This window comes from Dyella sp. (assembly GCF_051962475.1).
In the GTDB taxonomy this organism is placed as follows: Bacteria; Pseudomonadota; Gammaproteobacteria; order Xanthomonadales; family Rhodanobacteraceae; genus Dyella_A.
Map to the genome: position 1 here is coordinate 1 of NZ_JBQCCF010000036.1, position 21,181 is coordinate 21,181.

At 68.6% G+C, this 21,181-nt stretch carries 23 protein-coding genes and 1 riboswitch; of the genes, 6 read left to right on the forward strand and 17 right to left on the reverse strand.

The annotated features are described in order from the left end of the window. A partial coding sequence (locus ACTHJF_RS08265) for a type IV pilus twitching motility protein PilT (RefSeq protein ID WP_440266690.1) occupies positions 1–480 on the reverse strand: 480 nt, incomplete at its 3' end. 307 nt (positions 481–787) lie between these two features. On the opposite strand from ACTHJF_RS08265, the gene proC reads away from it, so the two are divergent. Next, the gene (proC, locus tag ACTHJF_RS08270) at positions 788–1,606 is read left to right on the forward strand and encodes a pyrroline-5-carboxylate reductase (RefSeq protein WP_440266691.1); all 819 of its coding nucleotides are present in this window, start codon (positions 788–790) and stop codon (positions 1,604–1,606) included. Continuing rightward, positions 1,607–2,182 carry a YggT family protein gene (locus ACTHJF_RS08275; protein ID WP_440266692.1) on the forward strand — a complete coding sequence of 192 codons (576 nt, stop codon included), beginning with the start codon at positions 1,607–1,609 and terminating at the stop codon, positions 2,180–2,182. Between the two features lie 28 nt (positions 2,183–2,210). Here the strand turns inward: ACTHJF_RS08275 and ACTHJF_RS08280 are convergent, their stop codons facing one another. The 10 genes from ACTHJF_RS08280 to ACTHJF_RS08325 all read right to left on the reverse strand — a co-directional run bounded on the left by ACTHJF_RS08280 (position 2,211) and on the right by ACTHJF_RS08325 (position 10,662). Further along, positions 2,211–3,179, reverse strand: a complete 969-nt coding sequence (locus ACTHJF_RS08280) for a potassium channel beta subunit family protein (RefSeq protein WP_440266693.1) — start codon at positions 3,177–3,179, stop codon at positions 2,211–2,213. Positions 3,180–3,227: 48 nt separating this feature from the next. Then, positions 3,228–3,746 (reverse strand): phosphatidylglycerophosphatase A family protein, encoded by a 519-nt coding sequence (locus ACTHJF_RS08285; RefSeq protein WP_440266768.1) that lies wholly within the window; start codon positions 3,744–3,746, stop codon positions 3,228–3,230. A 5-nt stretch (positions 3,747–3,751) separates the two neighbouring features. Beyond that, positions 3,752–4,741, reverse strand: a complete 990-nt coding sequence (gene thiL, locus ACTHJF_RS08290) for a thiamine-phosphate kinase (RefSeq protein WP_440266694.1) — start codon at positions 4,739–4,741, stop codon at positions 3,752–3,754. Then, on the reverse strand, positions 4,741–5,313 hold the full coding sequence (locus tag ACTHJF_RS08295) for a GNAT family N-acetyltransferase (RefSeq protein WP_440266695.1): 573 nt from the start codon (positions 5,311–5,313) through the stop codon (positions 4,741–4,743). The genes thiL and ACTHJF_RS08295 overlap by 1 nt, the downstream gene beginning before the upstream one ends. Then, complete coding sequence (nusB, locus tag ACTHJF_RS08300; protein WP_440266696.1) at positions 5,313–5,759, reverse strand: transcription antitermination factor NusB; 447 nt, start codon at positions 5,757–5,759, stop codon at positions 5,313–5,315. Before nusB ends, ACTHJF_RS08295 begins: the two co-directional genes overlap by 1 nt. Beyond that, on the reverse strand, positions 5,759–6,220 hold the full coding sequence (ribH, locus tag ACTHJF_RS08305; protein ID WP_431634198.1) for a 6,7-dimethyl-8-ribityllumazine synthase: 462 nt from the start codon (positions 6,218–6,220) through the stop codon (positions 5,759–5,761). Before ribH ends, nusB begins: the two co-directional genes overlap by 1 nt. Before the next feature lie 85 nt (positions 6,221–6,305). Then, the gene (locus tag ACTHJF_RS08310) at positions 6,306–7,223 is read right to left on the reverse strand and encodes an LD-carboxypeptidase (RefSeq protein WP_440266697.1); all 918 of its coding nucleotides are present in this window, start codon (positions 7,221–7,223) and stop codon (positions 6,306–6,308) included. Between the two features lie 234 nt (positions 7,224–7,457). Next, positions 7,458–8,549 (reverse strand): bifunctional 3,4-dihydroxy-2-butanone-4-phosphate synthase/GTP cyclohydrolase II, encoded by a 1,092-nt coding sequence (gene ribBA, locus ACTHJF_RS08315; protein WP_440266698.1) that lies wholly within the window; start codon positions 8,547–8,549, stop codon positions 7,458–7,460. 142 nt (positions 8,550–8,691) lie between these two features. Continuing rightward, the gene (locus ACTHJF_RS08320) at positions 8,692–9,333 is read right to left on the reverse strand and encodes a riboflavin synthase (protein ID WP_440266699.1); all 642 of its coding nucleotides are present in this window, start codon (positions 9,331–9,333) and stop codon (positions 8,692–8,694) included. 127 nt (positions 9,334–9,460) lie between these two features. After that, positions 9,461–9,629: riboswitch (FMN riboswitch) on the reverse strand. A 118-nt stretch (positions 9,630–9,747) separates the two neighbouring features. Then, positions 9,748–10,662: a LysR substrate-binding domain-containing protein gene (locus ACTHJF_RS08325; RefSeq protein ID WP_440266700.1), complete on the reverse strand. Its 915-nt coding sequence runs from the start codon at positions 10,660–10,662 to the stop codon at positions 9,748–9,750. Positions 10,663–10,751: 89 nt separating this feature from the next. Here ACTHJF_RS08325 and ACTHJF_RS08330 point away from each other — a divergent pair, with 89 nt between their 5' ends. Then, the gene (locus ACTHJF_RS08330) at positions 10,752–11,762 is read left to right on the forward strand and encodes a zinc-dependent alcohol dehydrogenase family protein (protein WP_440266701.1); all 1,011 of its coding nucleotides are present in this window, start codon (positions 10,752–10,754) and stop codon (positions 11,760–11,762) included. 20 nt (positions 11,763–11,782) lie between these two features. Here the strand turns inward: ACTHJF_RS08330 and ribD are convergent, their stop codons facing one another. The 4 genes from ribD to ACTHJF_RS08350 form a co-directional block, all read right to left on the reverse strand. After that, on the reverse strand, positions 11,783–12,874 hold the full coding sequence (gene ribD, locus ACTHJF_RS08335) for a bifunctional diaminohydroxyphosphoribosylaminopyrimidine deaminase/5-amino-6-(5-phosphoribosylamino)uracil reductase RibD (protein ID WP_440266702.1): 1,092 nt from the start codon (positions 12,872–12,874) through the stop codon (positions 11,783–11,785). A 48-nt stretch (positions 12,875–12,922) separates the two neighbouring features. Further along, positions 12,923–13,450, reverse strand: a complete 528-nt coding sequence (gene nrdR / locus ACTHJF_RS08340) for a transcriptional regulator NrdR (RefSeq protein ID WP_431634207.1) — start codon at positions 13,448–13,450, stop codon at positions 12,923–12,925. Positions 13,451–13,460: 10 nt separating this feature from the next. Next, complete coding sequence (gene glyA, locus ACTHJF_RS08345) at positions 13,461–14,729, reverse strand: serine hydroxymethyltransferase (protein ID WP_440266703.1); 1,269 nt, start codon at positions 14,727–14,729, stop codon at positions 13,461–13,463. A 67-nt stretch (positions 14,730–14,796) separates the two neighbouring features. After that, on the reverse strand, positions 14,797–15,555 hold the full coding sequence (locus ACTHJF_RS08350; protein WP_440266704.1) for a DUF817 domain-containing protein: 759 nt from the start codon (positions 15,553–15,555) through the stop codon (positions 14,797–14,799). Positions 15,556–15,850: 295 nt separating this feature from the next. Here ACTHJF_RS08350 and ettA point away from each other — a divergent pair, with 295 nt between their 5' ends. From ettA to pyrF, 3 genes are read left to right on the forward strand one after another with little or no spacing between them, the layout of a single operon-like run. After that, positions 15,851–17,512, forward strand: a complete 1,662-nt coding sequence (gene ettA, locus ACTHJF_RS08355; RefSeq protein ID WP_440266705.1) for an energy-dependent translational throttle protein EttA — start codon at positions 15,851–15,853, stop codon at positions 17,510–17,512. 4 nt (positions 17,513–17,516) lie between these two features. Further along, on the forward strand, positions 17,517–17,993 hold the full coding sequence (locus ACTHJF_RS08360; protein ID WP_440266706.1) for a cupin domain-containing protein: 477 nt from the start codon (positions 17,517–17,519) through the stop codon (positions 17,991–17,993). Positions 17,994–18,018: 25 nt separating this feature from the next. Next, positions 18,019–18,834, forward strand: a complete 816-nt coding sequence (gene pyrF / locus ACTHJF_RS08365; RefSeq protein ID WP_440266707.1) for an orotidine-5'-phosphate decarboxylase — start codon at positions 18,019–18,021, stop codon at positions 18,832–18,834. A gap of 104 nt (positions 18,835–18,938) precedes the next feature. Here pyrF and ACTHJF_RS08370 read toward each other — a convergent pair whose 3' ends face one another. Together ACTHJF_RS08370 and ACTHJF_RS08375 are read right to left on the reverse strand one after the other, a co-directional pair. Continuing rightward, positions 18,939–19,886, reverse strand: a complete 948-nt coding sequence (locus ACTHJF_RS08370; protein WP_440266708.1) for a hypothetical protein — start codon at positions 19,884–19,886, stop codon at positions 18,939–18,941. A 648-nt stretch (positions 19,887–20,534) separates the two neighbouring features. Further along, positions 20,535–20,912 carry a hypothetical protein gene (locus tag ACTHJF_RS08375; protein WP_440266709.1) on the reverse strand — a complete coding sequence of 126 codons (378 nt, stop codon included), beginning with the start codon at positions 20,910–20,912 and terminating at the stop codon, positions 20,535–20,537. Between the last annotated feature and the right edge of the window lie 269 nt (positions 20,913–21,181).

The window sequence follows — 21,181 nt, forward strand, 5'->3', positions numbered from 1 at the left end:
GTCTTCGATCGTGAGCATGTGCCCATATTCGTTCTTGTTGATGTGATCGACCATCGCCGCCAGCGTGGTCGACTTGCCCGAGCCAGTCGGTCCGGTCACCAGGATCAGACCCTGCGGCTGCTCGATCAACTCCTTGAAGATGCGCGGCGCGCCGAGGTCCTCCAGCGTGAGCACCTCGGAGGGAATCGTACGGAACACCGCGCCGGCGCCGCGGTTCTGGTTGAACGCGTTGACGCGGAAGCGCGCCAGCCCCGGGATCTCGAAAGAGAAGTCGGTCTCGTAGAACTCCTCGTAGTCGCGCCGCTGCTTGTCCGACATGATGTCGTAGATCAGCGAGTGCACCTGCTTGTGCTCGAGCGCGGGGATGTTGATGCGGCGCACGTCGCCGTCGACCCGGATCATCGGCGGCAGCCCCGCCGACAGGTGCAGGTCTGAGGCCTTGTTCTTCACCGAGAAGGCAAGCAGTTCGGCGATATCCATCGGGTAGTTCCCCCTCAACCGATCGTCATGATTAAAGATGTTTTGCGGCAATCGATGCGGGTGTCCGCCCCGGCGACGGTGGAGTGCGACGGCCATCTGTCGCAGCGGCCAGCGGTCATCGGAAACTGTTCCCGGATCCCCCTTGAGTGGCTCGATACTACTCGCGCCAGGGGCGGCGCGACCAGTCCTCGATGGCGGTTTTGCCAAGGCTGTACACCTTGCCCGGAAGCGGCGGCAAGCCACGGTGCGAAGCACGCGCGGCGGTGGGTGGGGTAAGGTAGTCGGCTGACGACACACAGGAGCGAACATGACACGCATCGCCTTCATCGGTGGCGGCAACATGGCGCGCAGCCTCATCGGCGGCCTGCTCAAGACCGGCATCCCCGCCGCCACCATTGCCGTCTCCGAACCCCAGGCCGAGTCGCGCCAGAGCCTGGCGCGCGAGTTCGGCGTGGCCACCTACGCCGAGAATCGACTGGCCGCGGCCGACGCCGAGGTGATCGTGCTGGCGGTGAAGCCGCAGATCATGCCGGCGATCCACACCGAGCTGCGCGACACGCTGCAGCGCAAGCGTCCGCTGCTGATCTCGATCGCCGCCGGCGTGCGGCTGGATCAGCTGGAACGCTGGTTCGGGGCGCTGCCGATCGTGCGCTGCATGCCCAACACTCCGGCCCTGATCGGCGCCGGCGCCACCGGCCTGTGCGCCAATGCGCGAGTCAGCCCGCCGCAGCGCGCGCAGGCCCAGCACATCCTCGATGCCGCCGGGCTCACCCGCTGGGTCGACGACGAGACGCTGATGGACACGGTGACCGGCATTTCCGGCTCCGCTCCGGCGTACTTCTTCGCCCTGGTCGAGGCGCTGGAAGATGCCGCCGTGGCGCAGGGCATGGATCGCGGCACCGCCCGTGCGCTGGCCGCGCAGACCTGCCTGGGCGCCGGTCGCATGCTGGTGGAAAGCGGCGAGGCGCCCGGCGAGCTGCGCCGCCGCGTCACCTCGCCCAACGGCACCACCCAGGCGGCGCTGGAAAGCTTTGCGGCCGACGGCCTGCCCGCTATCGTGGCGCACGCCGTCGCCGCGGCCACCCGCCGCGGCGGCGAACTGGCCGCCGAACTGGACAAGACCTAAGTGACCTACCTGCTGAATGCCCTGTCGCTGCTGATCGAACTGGCCTTCAACCTGCTGGCCACGCTGTTCGTGCTGCGCGTGCTGGCCGAGGCGGCCCGCGCGGACTTCCACAACCCGATCAGCCAGTTCCTGTATCGCGCCACCAACCCGGTGCTGGCGCCAATCCGCCGGGTGATCCCGAACTGGCGCCGGATCAACATCGCCGCCGTGCTGCTGGCCTGGCTGGTGATGGTGCTCAAGCGCGCCGCGCTGTTCGCCCTGCTCGGCGCGGCGCCCAACGTGGCCGGGCTGCTGGTGTTGGGGCTGGCCGACCTGATCGACTTCGTGCTGGTGTTCTACCTGGTGCTGATCTTCGGCTGGTCGCTGCTGAGCATGCTGCAGGTGGACCCGCGCCAGCCGGCGCTGCGCTTGGCCGGCGCCATCGTCGAGCCGCTGCTGCGTCCGCTGCGCGGCAAGCTGGTGGTGGGCATGCTCGACTTTTCGCCGATGGTGGTGATGCTGGCAATCGTGCTGGCGCGCATCCTGATTGCCGCACCGCTGATCGACCTCGGCACGGCGATGACACTGGGCGGCTGAGCCACGACGACGGCAGCGGGCGCCGCGCTCAGCCTACCGCCGCCTCGACCCGCTGCTTCACCGCGGCGTCCAGCACCGGCAGCTTGTCCAGCGTGTCCAGGTTGTGGGCCAACTGGTCGAGCTTGCTGGCCCCCAGCAGCACGGTGGACACATGCGGATTGGCCAGGCACCAGGCCAGCGCCAGTTGCGTCATCGACACGCCCAGTTCCTCGGCGATCGGCGCGATCCGCTGGGCCCGCTCGACGCGGCCCTGGCCCTTGTCCAGCAACTCCTCGCGCAGCCACTCGTAACCGGCTTGGTTGAGCCGGGCGTCACTCGGCACGCCGTCGCGATACTTGCCGGTGAGCAGTCCCGAGGCCAGCGGCGACCAGATCGTGGTGCCCATGCCGTAGGTGTCGTACAGCGGCGCGTACTCGCGCTCCACCCGCTCGCGGTGCAGCAGGTTGTACTGCGGCTGCTCGACCACCGGCGCGGTCAGGAGCTGCTCGCGGGCAATGCGATGGGCCTGCTCAATCGCCTCGGCCGGCCATTCGCTGGTGCCCCAGTAGAGCACCTTGCCCTGGCGCACCAGCAGGTCCATCGCCGCCACCGTCTCGGCGATCGGGGTGTCCGGATCCGGCCGGTGGCAGAAATACAGGTCGAGGTAATCCACCTTCAGTCGCTGGAGCGCCTGGTGGCAGGCCTCAATCACGTGCTTGCGCGACAGGCCACGCTGGGTCGGCTTCGGGTCGGTCACGGCGCCGAAATACACCTTGCTCGACACGCAGTAGCTGTCGCGCGGGAAACGCAGATCGGCCAGCACATCACCCATCAGTTCCTCGGCGGCGCCGGCGTTGTAGGTCTCGGCGTTGTCGAAGAAGTTGACCCCGCGATCGTGCGCCAGTGCGATCAGTTCGCGCGCCTGGGAGCGGCCGACCTGGCGACCGAAGGTGACCCAGGCGCCAAACGAGAAGGCGGACAGCTGCAGGCCGCACTGGCCCAGACGGCGATACTGCATGACAAGACTCCAGTGGAGGTCAGGGCCGGCAGGATGCCAGAGACCGCGTCACGGGATCGCGAGTGCGACACCGCATGCGTGCATCAGCACCGCCAGCGCCACGGCGGCGAACACACCGGCTACCACGTCGTCCACCATCACGCCCATACCGCTCTTGAGCCGGCGGTCGAGCCAGCCGATCGGCCACGGCTTCCACACATCGAACAGGCGAAAGAGCACGAACCCGGCGAGCACGATCCACCACGGCGCGAACAGCGCCGGCAGCAACGCAATCCACTGGCCGACGAACTCGTCGATCACCAGGCTGCGGTGGTCGTCGACGCCGAGCAGGCGCCCGGCGACGTTGCAGGCCCATACGCCCAGCGCGAACGCCGCCAGCACTACCAACAGATACGCCGGCAGCGGCAGCGCGCGCAGCAGCAGCCACGGCAGGATCGCCGCCGCCGAGCCGAACGTGCCTTGCGCCTTGGGCGCCAGGCCCGAACCGAAGCCACAGGCGATCCAGCCGGCCAGCGAGGCCGTCAGCAAGCGGCGCTGGTTGGGGGTGAGGGTCTTGCGGTCGGCCATGCTGGTCATCGGGGCGCATCGTCGCCGAAGTGATCCCAGCCGCGGCGGGCCGGGGTGATCCAAGCGCCATCGACGCCGCGCATCCGCACGCCGGCCGCCTCGACGACACGGCCGATGCGCGTGGCGCCGCAGCCTAGCCGCGCCAGATCCGCCTGCACCTCGCTGGCCAGGGCGGACGACACGGTGAAGCACAACTCGTAATCGTCGCCGCCGGCCAGGGCGTAGTCGTGCGCCGCCGCCTCGTCGCAACTGCCGAGCAACGCGGAAGACAGCGGCAACCGCTCGACTTCGATCTCCGCACCCACGGCGCTGGCCGCGCACAGATGGCCGAGGTCGGCGAGCAGGCCGTCGGAGACGTCGATGCATGCGCTGGCGCGACCGCGCAGCGAGAGCCCCGCCGCCACCCGCGGTTGCGGTCGATGGAGCCGCGCGCGCAGAAAGGCGCGGCGCTTTTCCTCGTCGGGATCGGCGCTGGGCGACAGCCGCTGCAAGCCCGCGGCCGCGTCGCCCAGCGTGCCGGTGACGAACACCAGGTCGCCCGCGCGGGCCCCGTCACGGCGCAATGCCTGACCCGGCGGCACGAAGCCGTGCACTGCCACCGACAGCGTGAACGGACCGCGCGTGGTGTCGCCACCAACCAGTGCCACGCCGTGGGCCTGCGCGAGTTGCGCGAAGCCGTCGGCGAGGCCGTCCACCCGCGCCGCCTGGGCCTCGGCCGGCAGCTCCGGCAGGGTCAACGCGAGCAGCGCCCAGGCGGGCGTCGCGCCCATCGCGGCGAGATCGGACAGGTTCACCGCCAGCGCCTTCCAGCCGATGTCGGCCGGCGCGGTACCCACGGGAAAGTGCACGCCCTCGACCAGGGTATCGATGGCCACCGCCAGCTCCTGCCCGGCCGGCACGGCGAGCAGCGCGGCGTCATCACCGATGCCCAGCCGAACATCCTCGCGCGCCTGCGCGGTGCGCTCGCGGAGGCGGTCGATCAGGCGAAATTCCATCAGGGCTGCGCCGTGGCCGGTACGTCGCGCGTGAACATGCGGATCGGCGCGTCGTGGAAGGTGGTGTCGCACCAGGGGCGAAAGCCGGCCCTCTCCGCCACGCGGATCGACGCGGCGTTCTCCGGCGAGATGATGCAGGCCTCGCGGTGGGCACCCAGATAGCGATCGCCCCAGTCGAGCATCGCCGCCAGCGCCTCGCTGGCGTAGCCGCGTCCGTGCACCGACGGCGCGAGCACCCAGCCCAGCTCCAGCATGCCATCCAGCGAAGGGGTGATCTCGCGCTGGAAATCGGCATAGCCGAGGTCGCCCACCAGCGCGCCGGTAGCCTTGTCTTCGACCGCCCAGAACCCGTAGCCGAGCATCGGCCACATGCCGCCATAGCGCAGCAGACGCATCCATACGTCCTGCCGCGTGGCCGGCTCGCCGCCGATGTAGCGGTAAACCTCTGGCTGAGACCAGATCGCGTGCAGCGCATCGAGATCGTCTGCGTGGTGCGGACGCAGGCGCAGGCGCGGCGTTTCCAGCACGGGTGCCTGTCGCAGCAGCGATGCGCCGGCCAGGGTGAACACCATCAGCCGTGCTTCTCCACCGCGCGCAGCTGCGCGGCCAGCTTGTCCAGCACGCCGTTGACGTAGCTGTGGCCGTGATCGGCGCCGAAGCGCTTGGTGACTTCGATCGCCTCGTTGATCACCACGCGGTACGGCACGTCGGGGCGATAGCCCAGTTCATACGCGGCCAGGCGCAGCGCGGCGCGCTCGATCGGGTCGATCTGCGACACCTCGCGATCGATGTGCGGGCGCAGGCTCGCGTCCAGCGCATCGACGTGCTTTTCCACGCCGTGCAGCAGGTCCTCGAAGTATTCGAGGTCGGCGATCTCCATGTCCTGCTCGTGGCGGAACTGCTCGATCACCGCGTTCATGTGGCTGCCCGACAGCTGCCATGCGTACAGCGCCTGCAGCGCCCGGCGCCGCGCGCGCGAGCGCGCGGCCATATCGATGCCCTGACTCGGCGGCGCCATCACAGCTGCCCGTACAGGTTGACCATCTCCAGCGCCGCCAGCGCCGCGTCGGCGCCCTTGTTGCCGGCCTTGGTACCGGAGCGCTCGATGGCTTGCTCGATGGAGTCGGTGGTCAGGACGCCGAAGGCGACCGGCACGCCGGTATCCATGCCTGCCTTGGCGAGGCCCTTGGCGCATTCGCCGGCAACGTAATCGAAGTGCGGGGTGGCGCCGCGGATCACCGCGCCCAGCGCAATCACCGCGGCGTACTTGCCGGAGGCGGCCGCCTTCTGCGCGGCCAGCGGGATCTCCCAGGCGCCCGGCACGCGGATCAGCTCGATGTTGTCGTCCTTCACGCCATGGCGCACCAGCGCATCGCGCGCGCCGGCGACCAGCGGCTCCACCACGAAGCCGTTGAAGCGGCCCGCAACGATGGCGAAGCGGCCCTTGGGCGTGGCGAAGTTGCCTTCGATGGTTTTCATGCAGTCGTCCTCGGTGGGCACGCGGCCCGGGGCAGACCGCGCATTTTACGGGTTTGCGGCGCCCCCCGCTCGGGGCAGGGGTGGCTCAGCGGTGATGGGGATAGCCGGTGAAGCCCAGCCGGGCGGCCGGGCCCTCGACGCGCAGGCGGGCCGGCGCGCCGAACGGTAATGTCAGCTGGCCGCAGCCGTGGCCGTGCGGCAGGCCGTCGATCACCGGAATGCCGGCCACCGCGCGCAGCTGGCCGAACGCCGCCTCAAGCGTGTAGCCGTTGTCGCGCGGACCGGGGCGGCAGTCGCTGAAACGGCCCAGCAGCAGCGCGCGCTGGCGGCCCAGCACGCCGGACAGGTGCAGCTGGTACAGCAGGCGCTCGATGCGGAACGGCGGCTCGCCGACGTCCTCGACGAACAGGATGCCGCCGTCGATGCGCGGGAAATACGGCGTGCCGAGCAGGCTGCACAGCACGGCTAGGTTACCGCCCCAGAGTGGGCCTTCGACCTCCAGCGAGGCCTCGCTGCGGCACGCCCAGCGGACCTCGGCGGACGGCGCGGACAGCACCTGGCGGAACTGGTCCAGCGTGTCGGCGTCTTCCGGCTCGGCGCCCAGGTCGGCAAGCAGCGGGCCGGAAAACGTCACCAGGCCGCCGTGCGCATGCAACGCCAGTTGCACCGCGGTGAAGTCGCTGTGCCCGACCATCGCCAGCGCGCTGCCGGCGAGGCGCTCGCGCAACGCGTCGTAGCGCAGATGCTCGAGCAGCCGCGCCGCGCCGTAGCCGCCGCGGGTGACCAGGGCGATGTCCGGGAGCATCTCGACGTCCGCCAGCGCATTGATGTCCGCCGCACGCTCGGCATCGCTGCCGGCGAAGCGCAGCTCGGTGCGATCCAGCACGGCCTCGTTTTCGACGACGTAGCCCGCCGCGCGCAGCCGGGCCACGCCGCGGGTCATCGCGGCGGGGTCGGCGGCGTAGCCGGAGGGAGCGATCAGGTGGATGTGGGTGGCAGGCATGGTCTGGGTGATGGCTGAACGATGAGAACTACGCCGGATCGTAGAGCAAGGTGAGGTGGCGATCGTGGCGGCTTCGAGGCCGCGGCATGCCCTTCGACTTCGACCTTGCAGGCCTACGCTCAGGGCGAACGGATGTGGACAGGTACGCCGTTGGTGCGGTGACACGGCTGGATAACGGGAAACCGTTCGCCCACAGCGAAGCGGAGTCGAAGGGCCGGTCGCGACGCCCGCCACTCACACGTACTCGACCACCTCCAGCCCAAATCCGCCCAGCCCGACCAGCTTGCGCGGCGTGCCGATCACCCGCAGCCGCTGTACGCCGAGGTCCGCCATGATCTGCGCGCCCAGGCCGAGCTGGCGCCACTGGTTGTGCTGGGCATCCTCAGCGCTGATCGCGGCCGGCTGGCCCTTGAGCCGGGCCAGCAGCGCCTCGGCGGTGTCCTCGCCGGAGAGCACCAGCAGCACGCCACGATCCTCGTCGGCGATCCGGCGCAGCGCCGCGGTGACGGTGAGGCCGAGATCGTCGCGGGTCAGGTGCAGCACGTCGGACAAGGTGTTGCGCACGTGCACGCGGCTCAGCACCGGGGCGCCGTCGTCCACCGCGCCGCGCACCAGCGCGAAGTGCAGCCCGCGGCGGATCGCGTCGCGGTAGGCGACCAGACGGAACGGTCCGAACTCGGTCTGCACGTCTTCCTCGTGCACGCGCTCGACGGTCTTCTCGGTTTCCAGCCGGTAGCGGATGAGATCGGCGATGGTGCCGATCTTCAGACCGTGCTTTTTCGCGAAGACCTCCAGCTCGGGGCGGCGCGCCATCGAGCCGTCCTCGTGCAGGATCTCGATCAGGATCGCCGCCGGCTCCAGCCCGGCCAGTGCGGCCAGGTCGCAGCCCGCTTCGGTGTGTCCGGCGCGGGTCAGCACGCCGCCCGGCTGCGCGGTGAGCGGGAACACGTGGCCCGGCTGAGAGAGATCCTGCGGCCTCGCATCGGACTTCACCGCCACCTGGATGGTGCGGGCGCGATCATGCGCGGAGATGCCGGTGGTGACGCCCTCGGCTGCCTCGATCGAGACGGTGAAGTTGGTGTGGTACGGCGAGGTGTTGTCGCTGACCATGGGGCGCAGGCCGAGCTGGCGCGTGCGCTGCTCGGTGAGCGTGAGGCACAGCAGGCCGCGCGCCTCGCGCACCATGAAATTGACGTCCTCCGGCCGCACCATCTGCGCGGCCATGACAATGTCGCCCTCGTTCTCGCGGTCCTCGTCGTCGAGGATCACGACCATGCGGCCGGCGCGGATGTCGTCGAGGATCTCGGGGATAGTGTTGAAGGGCATGGCGGTATCCGTGATGGTTTCCTTCTCCCTTTGGGAGAAGGTGCCCCGAAGGGGCGGATGAGGGTTCGGGCGGAGCGCAGCGCCACGCTTGCGCACGGACCCTCACCCCGACCCCTCTCCCAGCGGGAGAGGGACTACGAGATCAGGCGAAGCCGTGCTGCTTGAGGAAATCGACGTCGATGCCGGACGCCTGTCCGCCACCGATTAGCCGCTCGACGTAGCGCGCGATCACGTCCACCTCGATGTTCACCGCATCGCCCACGCGGCGGGCGTGGAAGGCGGTGTGCTCGACCGTGTGCGGGATCAGGTTCACGCCGAAGCGCGCGCCACTCACCTCGTTCACGGTGAGGCTGGTGCCGTCGATGCACACCGAACCCTTGGCCGCAATGTAGCGCGCCAGCGCCTGTGGCACCTCGAAGGTCCAGCGCTGCGAGCGGCCGTCCGGGGTGATCGCCACCACCTTGCCGACGCCGTCGACGTGGCCGGAGACCAGGTGTCCGCCGAGCCGGTCAGCCAGGCGCAGCGCCTTTTCCAGGTTCACCGGGTCGCCGGGCTTGTGCTGGCCCAGGGTGGTGAGCGACAGCGTCTCGTTGGAGACGTCGGCGCTGAAGCCGTGCGCGTCCAGCGTCACCGCAGTGAGGCACACGCCGGAGACGGCGATGGAGTCGCCCAGCTGCACGTCGGCGAGGTCGAGGCCGGCGGTATCCACATGCAGGCGCACATCGCCGCCGCGCGGCTCCAGCCGCACGATGCGGCCCACGGTCTGGATGATCCCGGTAAACATCAGCACCACCCCGCGTTGAGGTAGGTGTGCGAATCGGACGTGTCGATCATGAAACGTTTCCCGCGCAATGGACCTGCGAAAAACGCCCCAAGGCGCATGGCCGGCGCGCACCCAGGGGGCGCCGCCGTACCGTCTTCTCTTATCCGGACTTTCTGGAAACCGTCCTGGTTTCCAACCGTCGGCTCCGGCATCGGACCGGATCTGCTGACCTTCCAGCCGAGGCCGGAAGCGCTCGCGGGCTCGTGCCTGGGGCACCTACCGCCGGTGGGGAATCGCACCCCGCCCTGAAGACGTCGTTGTGTGTTGTCGCCAGCGAACTGGCCGCGGGAGTCTAGCATCACCGGGGCGGCGCCCGATGCCGGACAGGCGTGCGCCAGCATGCACGCAGCGTTTCCGCGAGCGCGCCGGATGACCTCAGGCAGGCGTCGCCAGCTCGGCCACCAGGAAGTCGATCAGCCGGCGCAACGCGGGCGCGCGATCCGCACCCGGCAGCCACAGCAGATGCACCGGGGAACGCGACAGCTGCCAGTCGGGCATCACCTCCACCAGGCGCCCGGCTGCTACCAGCGGGTCGGCCATGTAGTCGCCCTGGATGCCGATGCCCACGCCCGCCAACAGCGCATCACGGACGGCCATCGAGTCGTTGCAGGCCAGCACCGGCTCGATGCGCACCGAACGGCGCTGGCGCTGACGGCTGAACTGCCACAGCGTGCCGGTCCGCAGGCCGCTGAAAGCCACACAGCGATGTGCCCTGAGTTCCGCCGGATCAGCCGGCGCCGGCATCGCGGCGAGATACGACGGCGCGGCGCACAGGTAGCGCCGCATGCTGCCCACGCGCCGCGCCACCAGCTGGGCGTCGGCCAGCTTGCCCACGCGCACGGCCAGGTCGATACGCCCGGCGACCAGATCGGTGTAGGCGTCGTCGTAGGTCGCCTCGATGCGGATCTGCAGGTGGGCCGCGGCGAAACGTGCCAGCAACGGCGCGATGCGCTGGCGCCCGTACGAGCCGGGCAGATGCACGCACAGGCGGCCGGCCGGCGCGCCGCCGTGCGGTCGCAGGTCCGCCACCAGCTCCAGCATCACCGACTCCAGCCGCTCGCAGTGCGCGAGCAGCTGTTCGCCGCGCGAGGTGAGTGCCATGCGCCGGGTGGTGCGCAGGAACAGCTTGCCGTCGATGGCAGTTTCGAGCGACGCGATTCGGCGACTCAGCACCGAGGGGGTGCAGCCCACATCCTGCGCGGCGCGCGTGAAGTTCAAGCGTCGCGCCGCCGCGGCGAACGCGCGCAGCTCGCGCAGGCGGTGTGGCGTCAGCTCGAATGATTGATTCATTGCGTGAATAAAAGATGTGCTTTGGCGGTTGATTATCAACTTATCCGCGGCGACCCACCATGGCGGCATTCCCACCTGGAGTTTCCGCCATGCGCGTCTATCAACTCGTCCAGTTCGGCCTCGATCACCTGCAACTTTCCGAGCAGCCCGCTCCCCGCCCCGGCCCCGGCCAGGTGCTGGTGAAGATGGAAGCCGCCTCGCTGAACTTCCGCGACCACCTGCTGGTGAACGGCCAGCTCTATCGCGACGTGGCGCTGCCGCTGGTGCCGGTTTCCGATGGCGCCGGGACGGTGCTGGAGGTCGGCCCCGGCGTCAGCCGCTTCCGTCCCGGCGATCGGGTGACCACGTTCTACAAGGCCCGCTGGATCGCCGGCGCGATGCGCCCGGAATGGGAAGGCGCCGACCTCGGCGGCCCCGGCCCCGGCGCCATGCGCGAACTGGCCTGCTACGACGCCTATGCCCTGGCGCGGGCGCCGTCGCACCTCAGCTCACTGCAAGCGGCCACGCTGCCGATCGCCGCGCTCACCGCCTGGACCGCGCTGGAGCAGGCGCACCTGACCAGCGGGCAGACCGTTCTTCTGCTGGGCACCGGCGGCGTCTCGCTGTTCGCGCTGCAACTGGCCAAGGCACGCGGCGCACGGGCGATCGCGCTCTCCTCCAGCGATGAAAAGCTCGAACGTGCCAAGGCGCTGGGCGCCGATCTCGGCATCAACTACGCCAAGCAGCCCCGCTGGGGCGCCACGGTCCGCGAGGCCACCGGCGGACGCGGGGTGGACGCCGTGGTCGAGACCGTGGGCGCCTCCACGTTCGAGCAGTCGATGGAGGCGGTGGCGATGCACGGCTTCGTGGGCATCGTCGGTTTCATGGGCGGGCGCGAGGCGCCGTTGCCCTTGGTGCAGGCGATCCTCAAGCGGGTGCGGCTGCAGGGCATCTCGGTGGCGTCGCTGGAGGAGCACGAGCGCATGGTGAGCGCGCTGGAAGCGATCCGGCTGACCCCGGTGATCGACGCCGTCTACGGCTTTGGCGAGTTGCGCGCGGCCTTCGAGCATCTCGCGGCGGGCCGGCACTTCGGCAAGATCGGCATCGACTTCACGAGGTGATCGCCCGCTGGCGCTCGGGCTCAGTGGGCCGCCGGGCGCAAGCGCAAGCGCAGATCGCTGCCCAGCATGCGCTGGTCGAACACCTGCAGCCGCCAGCGCGCGTCCATCTCGGCCAGCGTCGGAAGATGCAGCAACGGCCGAGCGGCATCGCCCAGCAGAACCGGCGCCATGTAAATCAGCAGCTCGTCCACCAGACCGGCCGCGAGCAACGCGCCGCCCAGCGTGGGCCCGGCCTCGACATGCACCTCGTTGCAGCCCCGCTCGGCCAGGCGGCGCAGCACCTCGCCCAGGTCCAGGCCCTGGCCGTATGTCGCGACGGGCTCGCGCTCGACCGCGGCCAGATGCTCCGGCACGGCAGCGTCCAGCTCATGCATCAGCAACGTCGGGGCACTGGCATCTAGCACATGGCTGCCGGCCGGCGTTTGCAGGCGGCGATCGAGGACGACCCGCAGCGGCGGCGCGAAGTCCGCGCCGGCGGGCAGGCGCACGGTCAGTCGCGGGTCATCCGCCAGCACCGTGCCGCTGCCGGTGAGGATCGCCGAACTGCGCGCGCGCCAGCGCTGGCCGTCGGCGCGTGCGGCGTCGCCGGTGATCCACTGCGAGGCCCCGTTGGCCAGCGCGGTGCGCCCGTCCAGGCTCATCGCCAGCTTCACCCGCACGAACGGACGCCCCGTCCCGATACGGTGGAAGAATCCCACGTTGAGTTCGCGCGCGGCCTCCCGCATCAGGCCGGTCTCCACCGCGATACCGGCACCGCGCAAGCGGGCGAGCCCGGCGCCTTCGGCCTGCGAGGTGTCCTCGGCGGCGATCACCACCCGGGCGATGCCGGCCGCGATCAGTGCATCCGCGCACGGCGGCGTGCGACCGTGCAGACCGCACGGTTCCAGGGTGACGTAAGCGGTGGCGCCGAGCGCCCGATCGCCCGCGTCGCGCAGGGTAAACACTTCGGCATGCGGACCGCCGGCGCGTTGATGCCAGCCCTCGCCCACTACCTCATCGCCAAGGGCGATCACGCAGCCGACGCGTGGATTGGGCTGGGTGGTGAACAGGCCGCGCTCGGCCAGCGCGAGCGCGCGGGCCATGTGGGCGTGGTCGATGGCGGAGAACGGCATGGCAGCTCGGGCGGCGATAGATCCGGCCGGCAGCATACTGCCCAGCGACTACTTCTCGCCCTTGCGCGCCTTGCGCGTCGAGTCGGCGCCCAGCAGCGAGAGCTGCAGCTTTTCCAGCTCCGGCAGGTCGCGCTCGAGCTTCTCGATCTCCTCGCGGAACGCCTGCACGTCCTCGAACCGGCGATAGACCGAAGCGAAGCGCACGTAGGCGACCTGGTCGAGCTTGCCCAGTTCGCGCATCACCAGCTCGCCGATGTGCCGCGAGGGCACCTCGCGTTCGCCGCTGCGGCGCAGGTCGTTGATGATCTCGCGCACGGAGTTGTCCACGTCGTGACTGGCCACCGGCCGTTTCTGCAGCGCGCGCTCGAAGCTGGTGCGCAGCTTGCGTTCGTCGAACGCCTCGCGCCGCTCGCCGCTCTTCACGATCGCCGGCAGCTTCAGCTCGGCGGTCTCGAAGGTGTTGAAGCGCTCGCCGCACTGCGGGCACTCGCGACGACGGCGCACGGTGGCGCCGTCGTCAGCGAGGCGCGAGTCGATGACGCGGGTGTCTTCGTGCTGGCAGAAGGGGCAATGCATCGGCGCCTGATCAGCCGTACACCGGGAACTTCTTGCACTGCGCCTCGACCTTGGCGCGCACGGCGGCGATCACGGCCTCGTCGGCCGGCGCGTCGAGCACGTCGCAGATCCAGTTGGCCAGGTCCACGCAGTCCGCTTCCAGGTAGCCGCGGGTGGTGACCGCGGGGGTGCCCACGCGCAGGCCGGAGGTGACGAAGGGCTTCTGCGGGTCGTTCGGCACGGCGTTCTTGTTCACCGTGATGTGCGCCTTGCCCAGCGCCGCTTCCGCGTCCTTGCCGGTGACGCCCTTGCCGATCATGTCGATCAGCATCAGGTGGTTCTCGGTGCCGCCGGAGACGATCTTGTAGCCGCGCGCGATGATGGTTTTGGCCATCGCCTGGGCGTTCTTCACCACCTGCGTCTGATAGGCCTTGAACTCCGGTTCCAGCGCTTCCTTGAAGGCCACTGCCTTGGCCGCGATGACGTGCATCAGAGGGCCGCCCTGGATGCCCGGGAACACGATGGACTGCAGCTTCTTGGTGATCTCCTCGGCCGCCTCGCCCATGCCCTGGTTGCTGGCCACGATGATGCCGCCGCGCGGACCGCGCAGGGTCTTGTGGGTGGTGGAGGTAACCACGTGCGCGTGCGGCAGCGGGCTGGGGTACACGCCCGCGGCGACCAGACCGGCGACGTGCGCCATGTCCACGAACAGGTAGGCGCCCACCTTGTCGGCGATGGCGCGGAAGCGCGCCCAGTCCAGCACCTGCGAGTAGGCGCTGAAGCCGGCCACGATCATCTTCGGCTGGTGTTCCACCGCGAGGCGCTCGACCTCGTCCATGTCGACGATGCCGTTGGCGTCCACGCCGTACTGCACGGCGTCGAGGATCTTGCCGGACAGATTGACCTTGGCGCCGTGGGTGAGATGGCCGCCATGGGCCAGGCTCATGCCGAGGATCTTGTCGCCCGGCTGCAATAGGGCGAAGTACACCGCCTGGTTGGCCTGCGAGCCCGAATGCGGTTGCACGTTGGCGTAGTCGGCGCCGAACAGCTGCTTCACGCGGTCGATCGCCAGCTTCTCGGCCACATCGACGTATTCGCAGCCGCCGTAGTAGCGCTTGCCCGGGTAGCCCTCGGCGTACTTGTTGGTGAGCTTGGAGCCCTGGGCCTCCATCACGCGCGGGCTGGCGTAGTTCTCCGAGGCGATCAGCTCGACGTGATCCTCCTGGCGGCGACCTTCATCGGCGATGGCCTGGGCCAGTTCGGGGTCGTAACCGGCGATCGTGCAGTCCTTCGGGAACATTCGTGGGCCTCGGCGGGTTGGCGGGGTGGACAAGACCCGAAAGTGTAGCGCCGGCGCCGGTTTGCAGCTACCGGGACGCCCCGCGCCGGTGGACCGCCGAGACCATCACGTAGCTGATCACCATCAGCAGCAACCAGGATCCCAGCTTGGCCAGCGGCACAGGCTGCCAGCCGGAGCGCTGCGCCGGGTACAGCCAGGCGTGGGTATAGGTGCCCACGTTCTCGGCCAGCCAGATGAACAGCGCCACCAGCACGAAACCCAGCAGCAGCGGCATCCGCCGGTGCACCCGGCGGATGCGGTAGTGCACCCAGGTCGGCCCGAACAGCCACGCCAGCGCGGCAAACAGCGCCCAGCGGGCGTCCGGCAGATAGTGGTGGCTGAAGAAATTCACATAGATCGCCACCGCCAGCGCCACCGTGGCGCCAAACGGCGGATGCCGGGTAAAGCGGAAATCGAACAGCCGCCAGACCCGCGCGATGTAGCTCCCCACCGCCGCGTACATGAAGCCGGTGAACAGCGGCACCCCACCCAGATGCAGCACCGACGGCCCCGGATACGTCCATGAACCCACGGCCGTCTTGAACAGCTCCATCGCCGTGCCGACCCCGTGGAACAGCGCGATGACCTTCGCCTCCTCCCGGCTCTCCAGCCCGGTGGCCAGCAGCACGATCTGGATCACCAGCGCCGACAGCGTGAGGAAGTCGTAGCGCGACAGCGCCGCGTGCGTCGGATACCAGCGCCAGCTCGCCACCAGCAAGGCCACCATCAGACCGCCGAACAGGCAGGCCGAAGCCTGCTTGAGCCCGAAGCGGACGAACTCGTGCACCAGCACGCCCGGCCAACCCAACCGCCGCGCCCGCCGCGCCCAGCTGGCGTCCAGCCGAACGAGGCGGCGGCGCGCGCTTGCTCCCCAGCGTGTCGCCTCCATATCGCCCCCATCGCCCCGGATCGTGCCGAAACGCCGAGCATGGGGGCCAACCGGGCCGCGATTGGGCCGCGCGCAGGCGCGCGCCATGACAGCGACGGGGCCGATCGGCGATAATCGGCAGTCTTTTCCCTTTGTTCTCTACCTTGCCGAGCCGCGCGCACACGCGGCTTGCGGACGCCTTTCGGGAGCCAGCATGCAGTACATCTACACCATGAACGGGGTGAGCAAGATCGTCCCCCCGAAGCGCCAGATCATCAAGGACATCTCGCTCAGCTTCTTCCCCGGCGCCAAGATCGGCCTGCTGGGCGTGAACGGCGCCGGCAAGTCCACCGTGCTGCGAATCATGGCCGGCGTGGACAAGGACTTCCAGGGCGAGGCCCGTGCGCAGCCGGGCATCAAGGTCGGCTACTTGGCGCAGGAGCCGGAGCTCGACCCGGAGAAGACCGTGCGTGAGGCGGTGGAGGAAGGCGTGTCCGAGGTGCTGGACGCGCAGAAGCGGCTCGAAGAGGTCTATGCCGCCTACGCCGAAGAAGGCGCCGATTTCGACGCGCTGGCCAAGGAGCAGGAGAAGCTGGAAGGCATCCTGGCCGCCAACGACGCACACGCGCTGGAGCGCCAGCTCGAAGTGGCCGCCGACGCTCTGCGTCTGCCGCCGTGGGACGCCAAGATCGGCCCGCTCTCGGGCGGTGAGAAGCGCCGCGTGGCGCTGTGCCGCCTGCTGCTGTCCAAGCCGGACATGCTGCTGCTGGACGAGCCGACCAACCACCTGGACGCCGAGTCGGTGGACTGGCTGGAGCAGTTCCTGCAGAACTACCCGGGCACCGTGGTAGCGGTCACCCATGACCGCTACTTCCTCGACAACGCCGCCGAGTGGATTCTCGAGCTCGATCGCGGCCGCGGCATCCCGTGGAAGGGCAACTACACCGAGTGGCTGGAGCAGAAGGACCAGCGTCTGAAGCAGGAAGCGAACCAGGAGAAGTCGCGCCAGAAGGCGATCGAGAAGGAGCTCGAGTGGGTGCGCTCGGCGGCCAAGGGCCGTCAGTCCAAGGGCAAGGCGCGCCTGAACCGCTTCGAGGAGCTGAACTCGGTCGAGTACCAGCGCCGCAACGAAACCAACGAGATCTTCATCCCGCCGGGCGAGCGCCTGGGCCAGGAAGTGATCGAGTTCAAGAACGTCACCAAGTCGTTCGGCGACCGCATGCTGATCGAGGACCTGTCGTTCAAGATCCCGCCGGGCGCCATCGTCGGCGTGATCGGCCCCAACGGCGCCGGCAAGTCCACCCTGATGAAGATGATCATGGGCAAGGAGCAGCCGGACTCGGGCGAGGTCAAGCTGGGCCACACCACCAAGCTGGCCTACGTGGACCAGTCGCGCGACGCGCTCGACCCGAAGAACAACGTGTGGCAGGAAGTGTCCGGCGGCTCGGACATCCTCACCATCGGCAACTTCGAGATCCAGTCGCGCGCCTATATCGGCCGCGTCAACTTCAAGGGCGTCGACCAGCAGAAGATCGTCGGTAGCCTGTCCGGCGGTGAGCGCGGTCGCCTGCACATGGCCAAGACCCTGCTGCAGGGCGGCAACGTGCTGCTGCTCGACGAGCCGTCCAACGACCTCGACGTGGAGACCCTGCGCGCGCTGGAAGACGCCCTGCTGGAGTTCCCCGGCAGCGCGATCGTGATCTCGCATGACCGCTGGTTCCTCGACCGCATCGCCACGCACATCATCGCGTTCGAAGGCGACTCGCACGTGGAATTCTTCCCGGGCAACTACAACGAGTACGAAGCGGACAAGAAGCGCCGCCTCGGCGACGAAGGCGCCCGCCCGCATCGCGTGAAGTACAAGAAGCTGGTCTGAGGCCGTGGATGACGCCAGGCCGCCCGTGGCGATCGATGCCGGTGACGCCCCCGTGCGTACCGGCTCGAGCTATCCCGCGCCGTTCGCCGCGCAAATGGGCGAGCGGCTCAAGCGTAAGCTCGGCGACGTGTTCGGCCTGACCGCCTTTGGCGTCAACCTGGCCCGACTCGCACCCGGCGCGCACTCGGCACTGCGCCATGCACACCGGCTCGAGGACGAGTTCGTTTACATCCTCGAGGGCACGCCGACCCTGCTCACCGACGCCGGCCAGACACCGCTGCGCCCGGGCATGTGCGCCGGCTTCAGGGCCGGCACCGGCGACGGCCACGCGCTGGTCAACCGCAGCGACGCCGACGTGGTGTATCTGGAAATCGGCGCGCGCTGCGCCGGCGAGACGGTCGATTACCCGGACGTCGATCTCAAGGGCGCCACCCTCGACGGGCGCTGGACCTACCTGCACAAGGACGGCACGCCGTACTGACGGCCGCCTTCCCGAGGAATCCGCGATGAGCTTCATACAGACCCTTGCCGACGCCTGGCAGCGCCACGACTCGCTGGTCTGCGTCGGCCTCGATCCCGAGCTGGGCAAGCTGCCGGCGCATCTGAAGGGGCGGCCCGACGCCGTGTTCGAGTTCTGCGCCGCGATCGTCGACGCCACCGCCGACCTCGCCTGCGCGTTCAAGCCGCAGATCGCCCACTTCGCCGCGCTGCGCGCCGAAGACACGCTGGAACGGCTGATCGCCCACATCCACGCCAAGCATCCGGGCGTGCCGGTGATCCTCGACGCCAAGCGCGGCGACATCGGCTCCACCGCGCAGCACTACGTCACCGAGGCATTCGATCGCTTCGGCGCCGACGCGGTGACGCTCAACCCGTACATGGGGCGCGACTCGATCGCGCCGTTCCTGGAGCGCGCCGACAAGGGCGTGATCCTGCTCTGCCGCACCTCCAACCCGGGCGGCGCGGATTTCCAGGCGCTGAACTGCGGCGGCGCACCCCTCTACCTGCGCGTGGCCGAGACCGTCGCCCGCGACTGGAACGGCCACGGCAACTGCGCCCTGGTCTGCGGCGCCACCTGGCCGGAAGAGCTCGGCCAGGTGCGCACCCGCGTCGGCGACATGCCGCTGCTGGTGCCGGGCATCGGCGCCCAGGGCGGCGACGTGGCCGCCGTACTTCAGTACGGCCTCACCGCCGACCGCACCGGCCTGATGATCAATTCCTCGCGCGGCATCCTCTACGCCGGCAGTGGCGAGAATTTCGCTACCGCCGCCCGCACCGCGACATCGGAACTGCGCGACGCAATCAACCACCTCCGCTACTGAGTCCCGCGGATTCGCGACCTGCGCCGCGAATCGACCCTGGAGCGCAAAAAGGAAGGCCGCAGCTTACGCCGCGGCCTCCATGTTTCCGGGTTTGCCCGGCTGACCTACTGCACGATCGGATGTGCGATATCGCACTCGTTGGTGTCGTTCGACCAGGTGCTCTGCATCGCGAAGGTACCGTTGGCCATCACCACGTCGGCCGACTTGCCCTGGCCGGAGCTGATCCAGGCGCATTCGTCGCCGTTCTCCTGGCCGTAGCTGCTGCTCCGGCGGGTCAGGTTGGTCCAGCCCCCGGCCGGGTTCTGGTCGGTGACCGTCTCGGCATACTCATGCCCCTCGACGATCGAGAAGCCGTCCAGCACGCCCGTCGAGCCACTGTTGACGAAATTCTCGCCGCAGCTGGCACCCATGTCGTACACGTACGGCATGTTGGTAAACGCCACATCGCCGACCGGCGAGCTCACGCCCTGGTCGCCGTTCCAGTCATGCCACGCGCAGAACTGGCCGCTGGACGTGTTGAATCCGTCCGGATGCGTGCCAGTCGGCGACAGGACCACGTACTGCACGTAGCGATTGGACGCTGCGGTCGTATTGCCGAAGTGCTGAGCCGCCTTGATCGCCTCCTGGGCCAACTGGGCGCCAGTGGCGTTGGAAGGCGAGGCCACCGAGTTGTCGTACCACACACCGGCGAGAGCACCGCCAGTCGGATAGCCGATGTGCGGTGCCCCTGTCGGGCAGAAGGTCGCGCCGGTGGAAACCAGGGAGCCGTCGCAGTACTGGGTCATGGTGCCGGACCACAGTTCACCACCGGTGCCCAAGCCCTTGAACAGATTCTGCAGGTAAGGCACGGCGCCCACCGGGTCACCGGTCAGCGTCAGATTGCCGTTGGCGTCGGTACCGGCCGTACCCCACTGGTTACCGTAGACGACCAGGTAGACCTTGGGCGTGCCGCTGGTGACACCGATCCCGTCCACGCCGCCACCGTAGCCCAGCAGCTTCGACGAAGCGGTGCCCGCGGTCCTGGCCGCATGCAAGGCCGCCCACGCGCCCATCTGGCTATGGGCCTCCCGTGTCGGCACGGGACCATGGCGGTACGAGTGACCGTATGCCGGCGAATAGGGATTCATCCCGTCACTCTGGGATGGGCTGGCAATGGCGCCGGCAGAAAGGCCAAGAAATGCCGAAGCAGCCAGAACGCCGAGCCACCGACTGTTGAGTCTGGACATATATTCTCCCCGCATTGATGTTTGAGTTGAAAGCGAACGAACGTCTTCGATGCACCTGACGATGCACGATGGATGGTTGCGCAAACAAACTCCGCCGCAGAAATGACTTTAACGCGGCGCAGGCCACTCCCCCACAGGAAAGGCCCGCGGAAAGTATCGAGAAACAACTACCGATTCAATCGGAAATTTTCCCTGTAGATCAGGTATCTATGCACGTAAATAATAGCGCATGAAAATATAAAACATGCTTTATCAACGCACTGAAAGAACGTGCGGACGCATTATCTTGCAAAATGCGAAAATTCCGCTGTCTTTGCCGCTACCGCAATGTATTGCGGCGCCAAAAATGTGAAATAGCTCATACAAAAAAAACGGTTGCTACAGACCAGCGCGTTCCGGCATCAATCTTCGTGATATCGGGGCACTGGGTGTGACACCGCATCCATGCACTCCATGCCGCCGCCTGGGCGGGGCTCAGCGGGAGTGAACCCAGTAGATATGGACGCCGTGGGCTCGGTCATCGTCGCGACGCCCCTCGCGACCGTCGACTACCACGCCCCACGTCGATCGGAGGGCGCCGCCCTGGATGCGATCTACGCGCATCTGCTCACCCATGGGGATGATCGCCTGCGTGGCCACAACGAGCACGCCTGGCTGCTCGTACACCAGGCTCCCTGGCCGGCACGCCCCCGCCCCCCAACCCACATGGATCTCGCACGGCAACGGCGTGAACGTGCTGCGGTTGTCGAGGCTCCAGCCCTCGGTCTTGCTCAGCAGGGACTGCAGGTGCGGATCGTTCCAGTCCACGGTGTTGCCGGACGGTCCGCCGCGTGGCTTCTCGAAGTGACTCATGCCCGCCACGATCCTGCATCTCCCGTCAACTTGATGTGGTCGGCGAGGCGTCGGGCATCGGCAAGTGGGTACACCGGACGTTGTGCCGCGCCGACCCCGCCGGGCAGGCGCAGCGGGACGGGACGACGATTTGGACGGATTGCCATGCGTGGCCTATCGGCCGGATCGCGGGTTTCTTTAATCGCCGTGCAAGGCAGCGGCTTGTCGCACGAATTTGCGGCGCATCGAGCCGTCCGTCTCACGCCAGCGATGGCACATCGTCTCGTGCC

What these genes read in the sequence shown, in the direction of transcription:
- proC (WP_440266691.1), top strand. Translation starts at nt 788, where the DNA reads ATGACACGCATCGCCTTCATCGGTGGCGGCAACATGGCGCGCAGCCTC.
- ACTHJF_RS08280 (WP_440266693.1), bottom strand. Translation starts at nt 3,179, where the DNA reads ATGCAGTATCGCCGTCTGGGCCAGTGCGGCCTGCAGCTGTCCGCCTTC.
- ACTHJF_RS08285 (WP_440266768.1), bottom strand. Translation starts at nt 3,746, where the DNA reads ATGGCCGACCGCAAGACCCTCACCCCCAACCAGCGCCGCTTGCTGACG.
- thiL (WP_440266694.1), bottom strand. Translation starts at nt 4,741, where the DNA reads ATGGAATTTCGCCTGATCGACCGCCTCCGCGAGCGCACCGCGCAGGCG.
- ACTHJF_RS08295 (WP_440266695.1), bottom strand. Translation starts at nt 5,313, where the DNA reads ATGGTGTTCACCCTGGCCGGCGCATCGCTGCTGCGACAGGCACCCGTG.
- nusB (WP_440266696.1), bottom strand. Translation starts at nt 5,759, where the DNA reads ATGGCGCCGCCGAGTCAGGGCATCGATATGGCCGCGCGCTCGCGCGCG.
- ribH (WP_431634198.1), bottom strand. Translation starts at nt 6,220, where the DNA reads ATGAAAACCATCGAAGGCAACTTCGCCACGCCCAAGGGCCGCTTCGCC.
- ACTHJF_RS08310 (WP_440266697.1), bottom strand. Translation starts at nt 7,223, where the DNA reads ATGCCTGCCACCCACATCCACCTGATCGCTCCCTCCGGCTACGCCGCC.
- ribBA (WP_440266698.1), bottom strand. Translation starts at nt 8,549, where the DNA reads ATGCCCTTCAACACTATCCCCGAGATCCTCGACGACATCCGCGCCGGC.
- ACTHJF_RS08320 (WP_440266699.1), bottom strand. Translation starts at nt 9,333, where the DNA reads ATGTTTACCGGGATCATCCAGACCGTGGGCCGCATCGTGCGGCTGGAG.
- ACTHJF_RS08325 (WP_440266700.1), bottom strand. Translation starts at nt 10,662, where the DNA reads ATGAATCAATCATTCGAGCTGACGCCACACCGCCTGCGCGAGCTGCGC.
- ACTHJF_RS08330 (WP_440266701.1), top strand. Translation starts at nt 10,752, where the DNA reads ATGCGCGTCTATCAACTCGTCCAGTTCGGCCTCGATCACCTGCAACTT.
- ribD (WP_440266702.1), bottom strand. Translation starts at nt 12,874, where the DNA reads ATGCCGTTCTCCGCCATCGACCACGCCCACATGGCCCGCGCGCTCGCG.
- nrdR (WP_431634207.1), bottom strand. Translation starts at nt 13,450, where the DNA reads ATGCATTGCCCCTTCTGCCAGCACGAAGACACCCGCGTCATCGACTCG.
- glyA (WP_440266703.1), bottom strand. Translation starts at nt 14,729, where the DNA reads ATGTTCCCGAAGGACTGCACGATCGCCGGTTACGACCCCGAACTGGCC.
- ettA (WP_440266705.1), top strand. Translation starts at nt 15,851, where the DNA reads ATGCAGTACATCTACACCATGAACGGGGTGAGCAAGATCGTCCCCCCG.
- pyrF (WP_440266707.1), top strand. Translation starts at nt 18,019, where the DNA reads ATGAGCTTCATACAGACCCTTGCCGACGCCTGGCAGCGCCACGACTCG.
- ACTHJF_RS08370 (WP_440266708.1), bottom strand. Translation starts at nt 19,886, where the DNA reads ATGGGCGCGTGGGCGGCCTTGCATGCGGCCAGGACCGCGGGCACCGCT.
- ACTHJF_RS08375 (WP_440266709.1), bottom strand. Translation starts at nt 20,912, where the DNA reads ATGAGTCACTTCGAGAAGCCACGCGGCGGACCGTCCGGCAACACCGTG.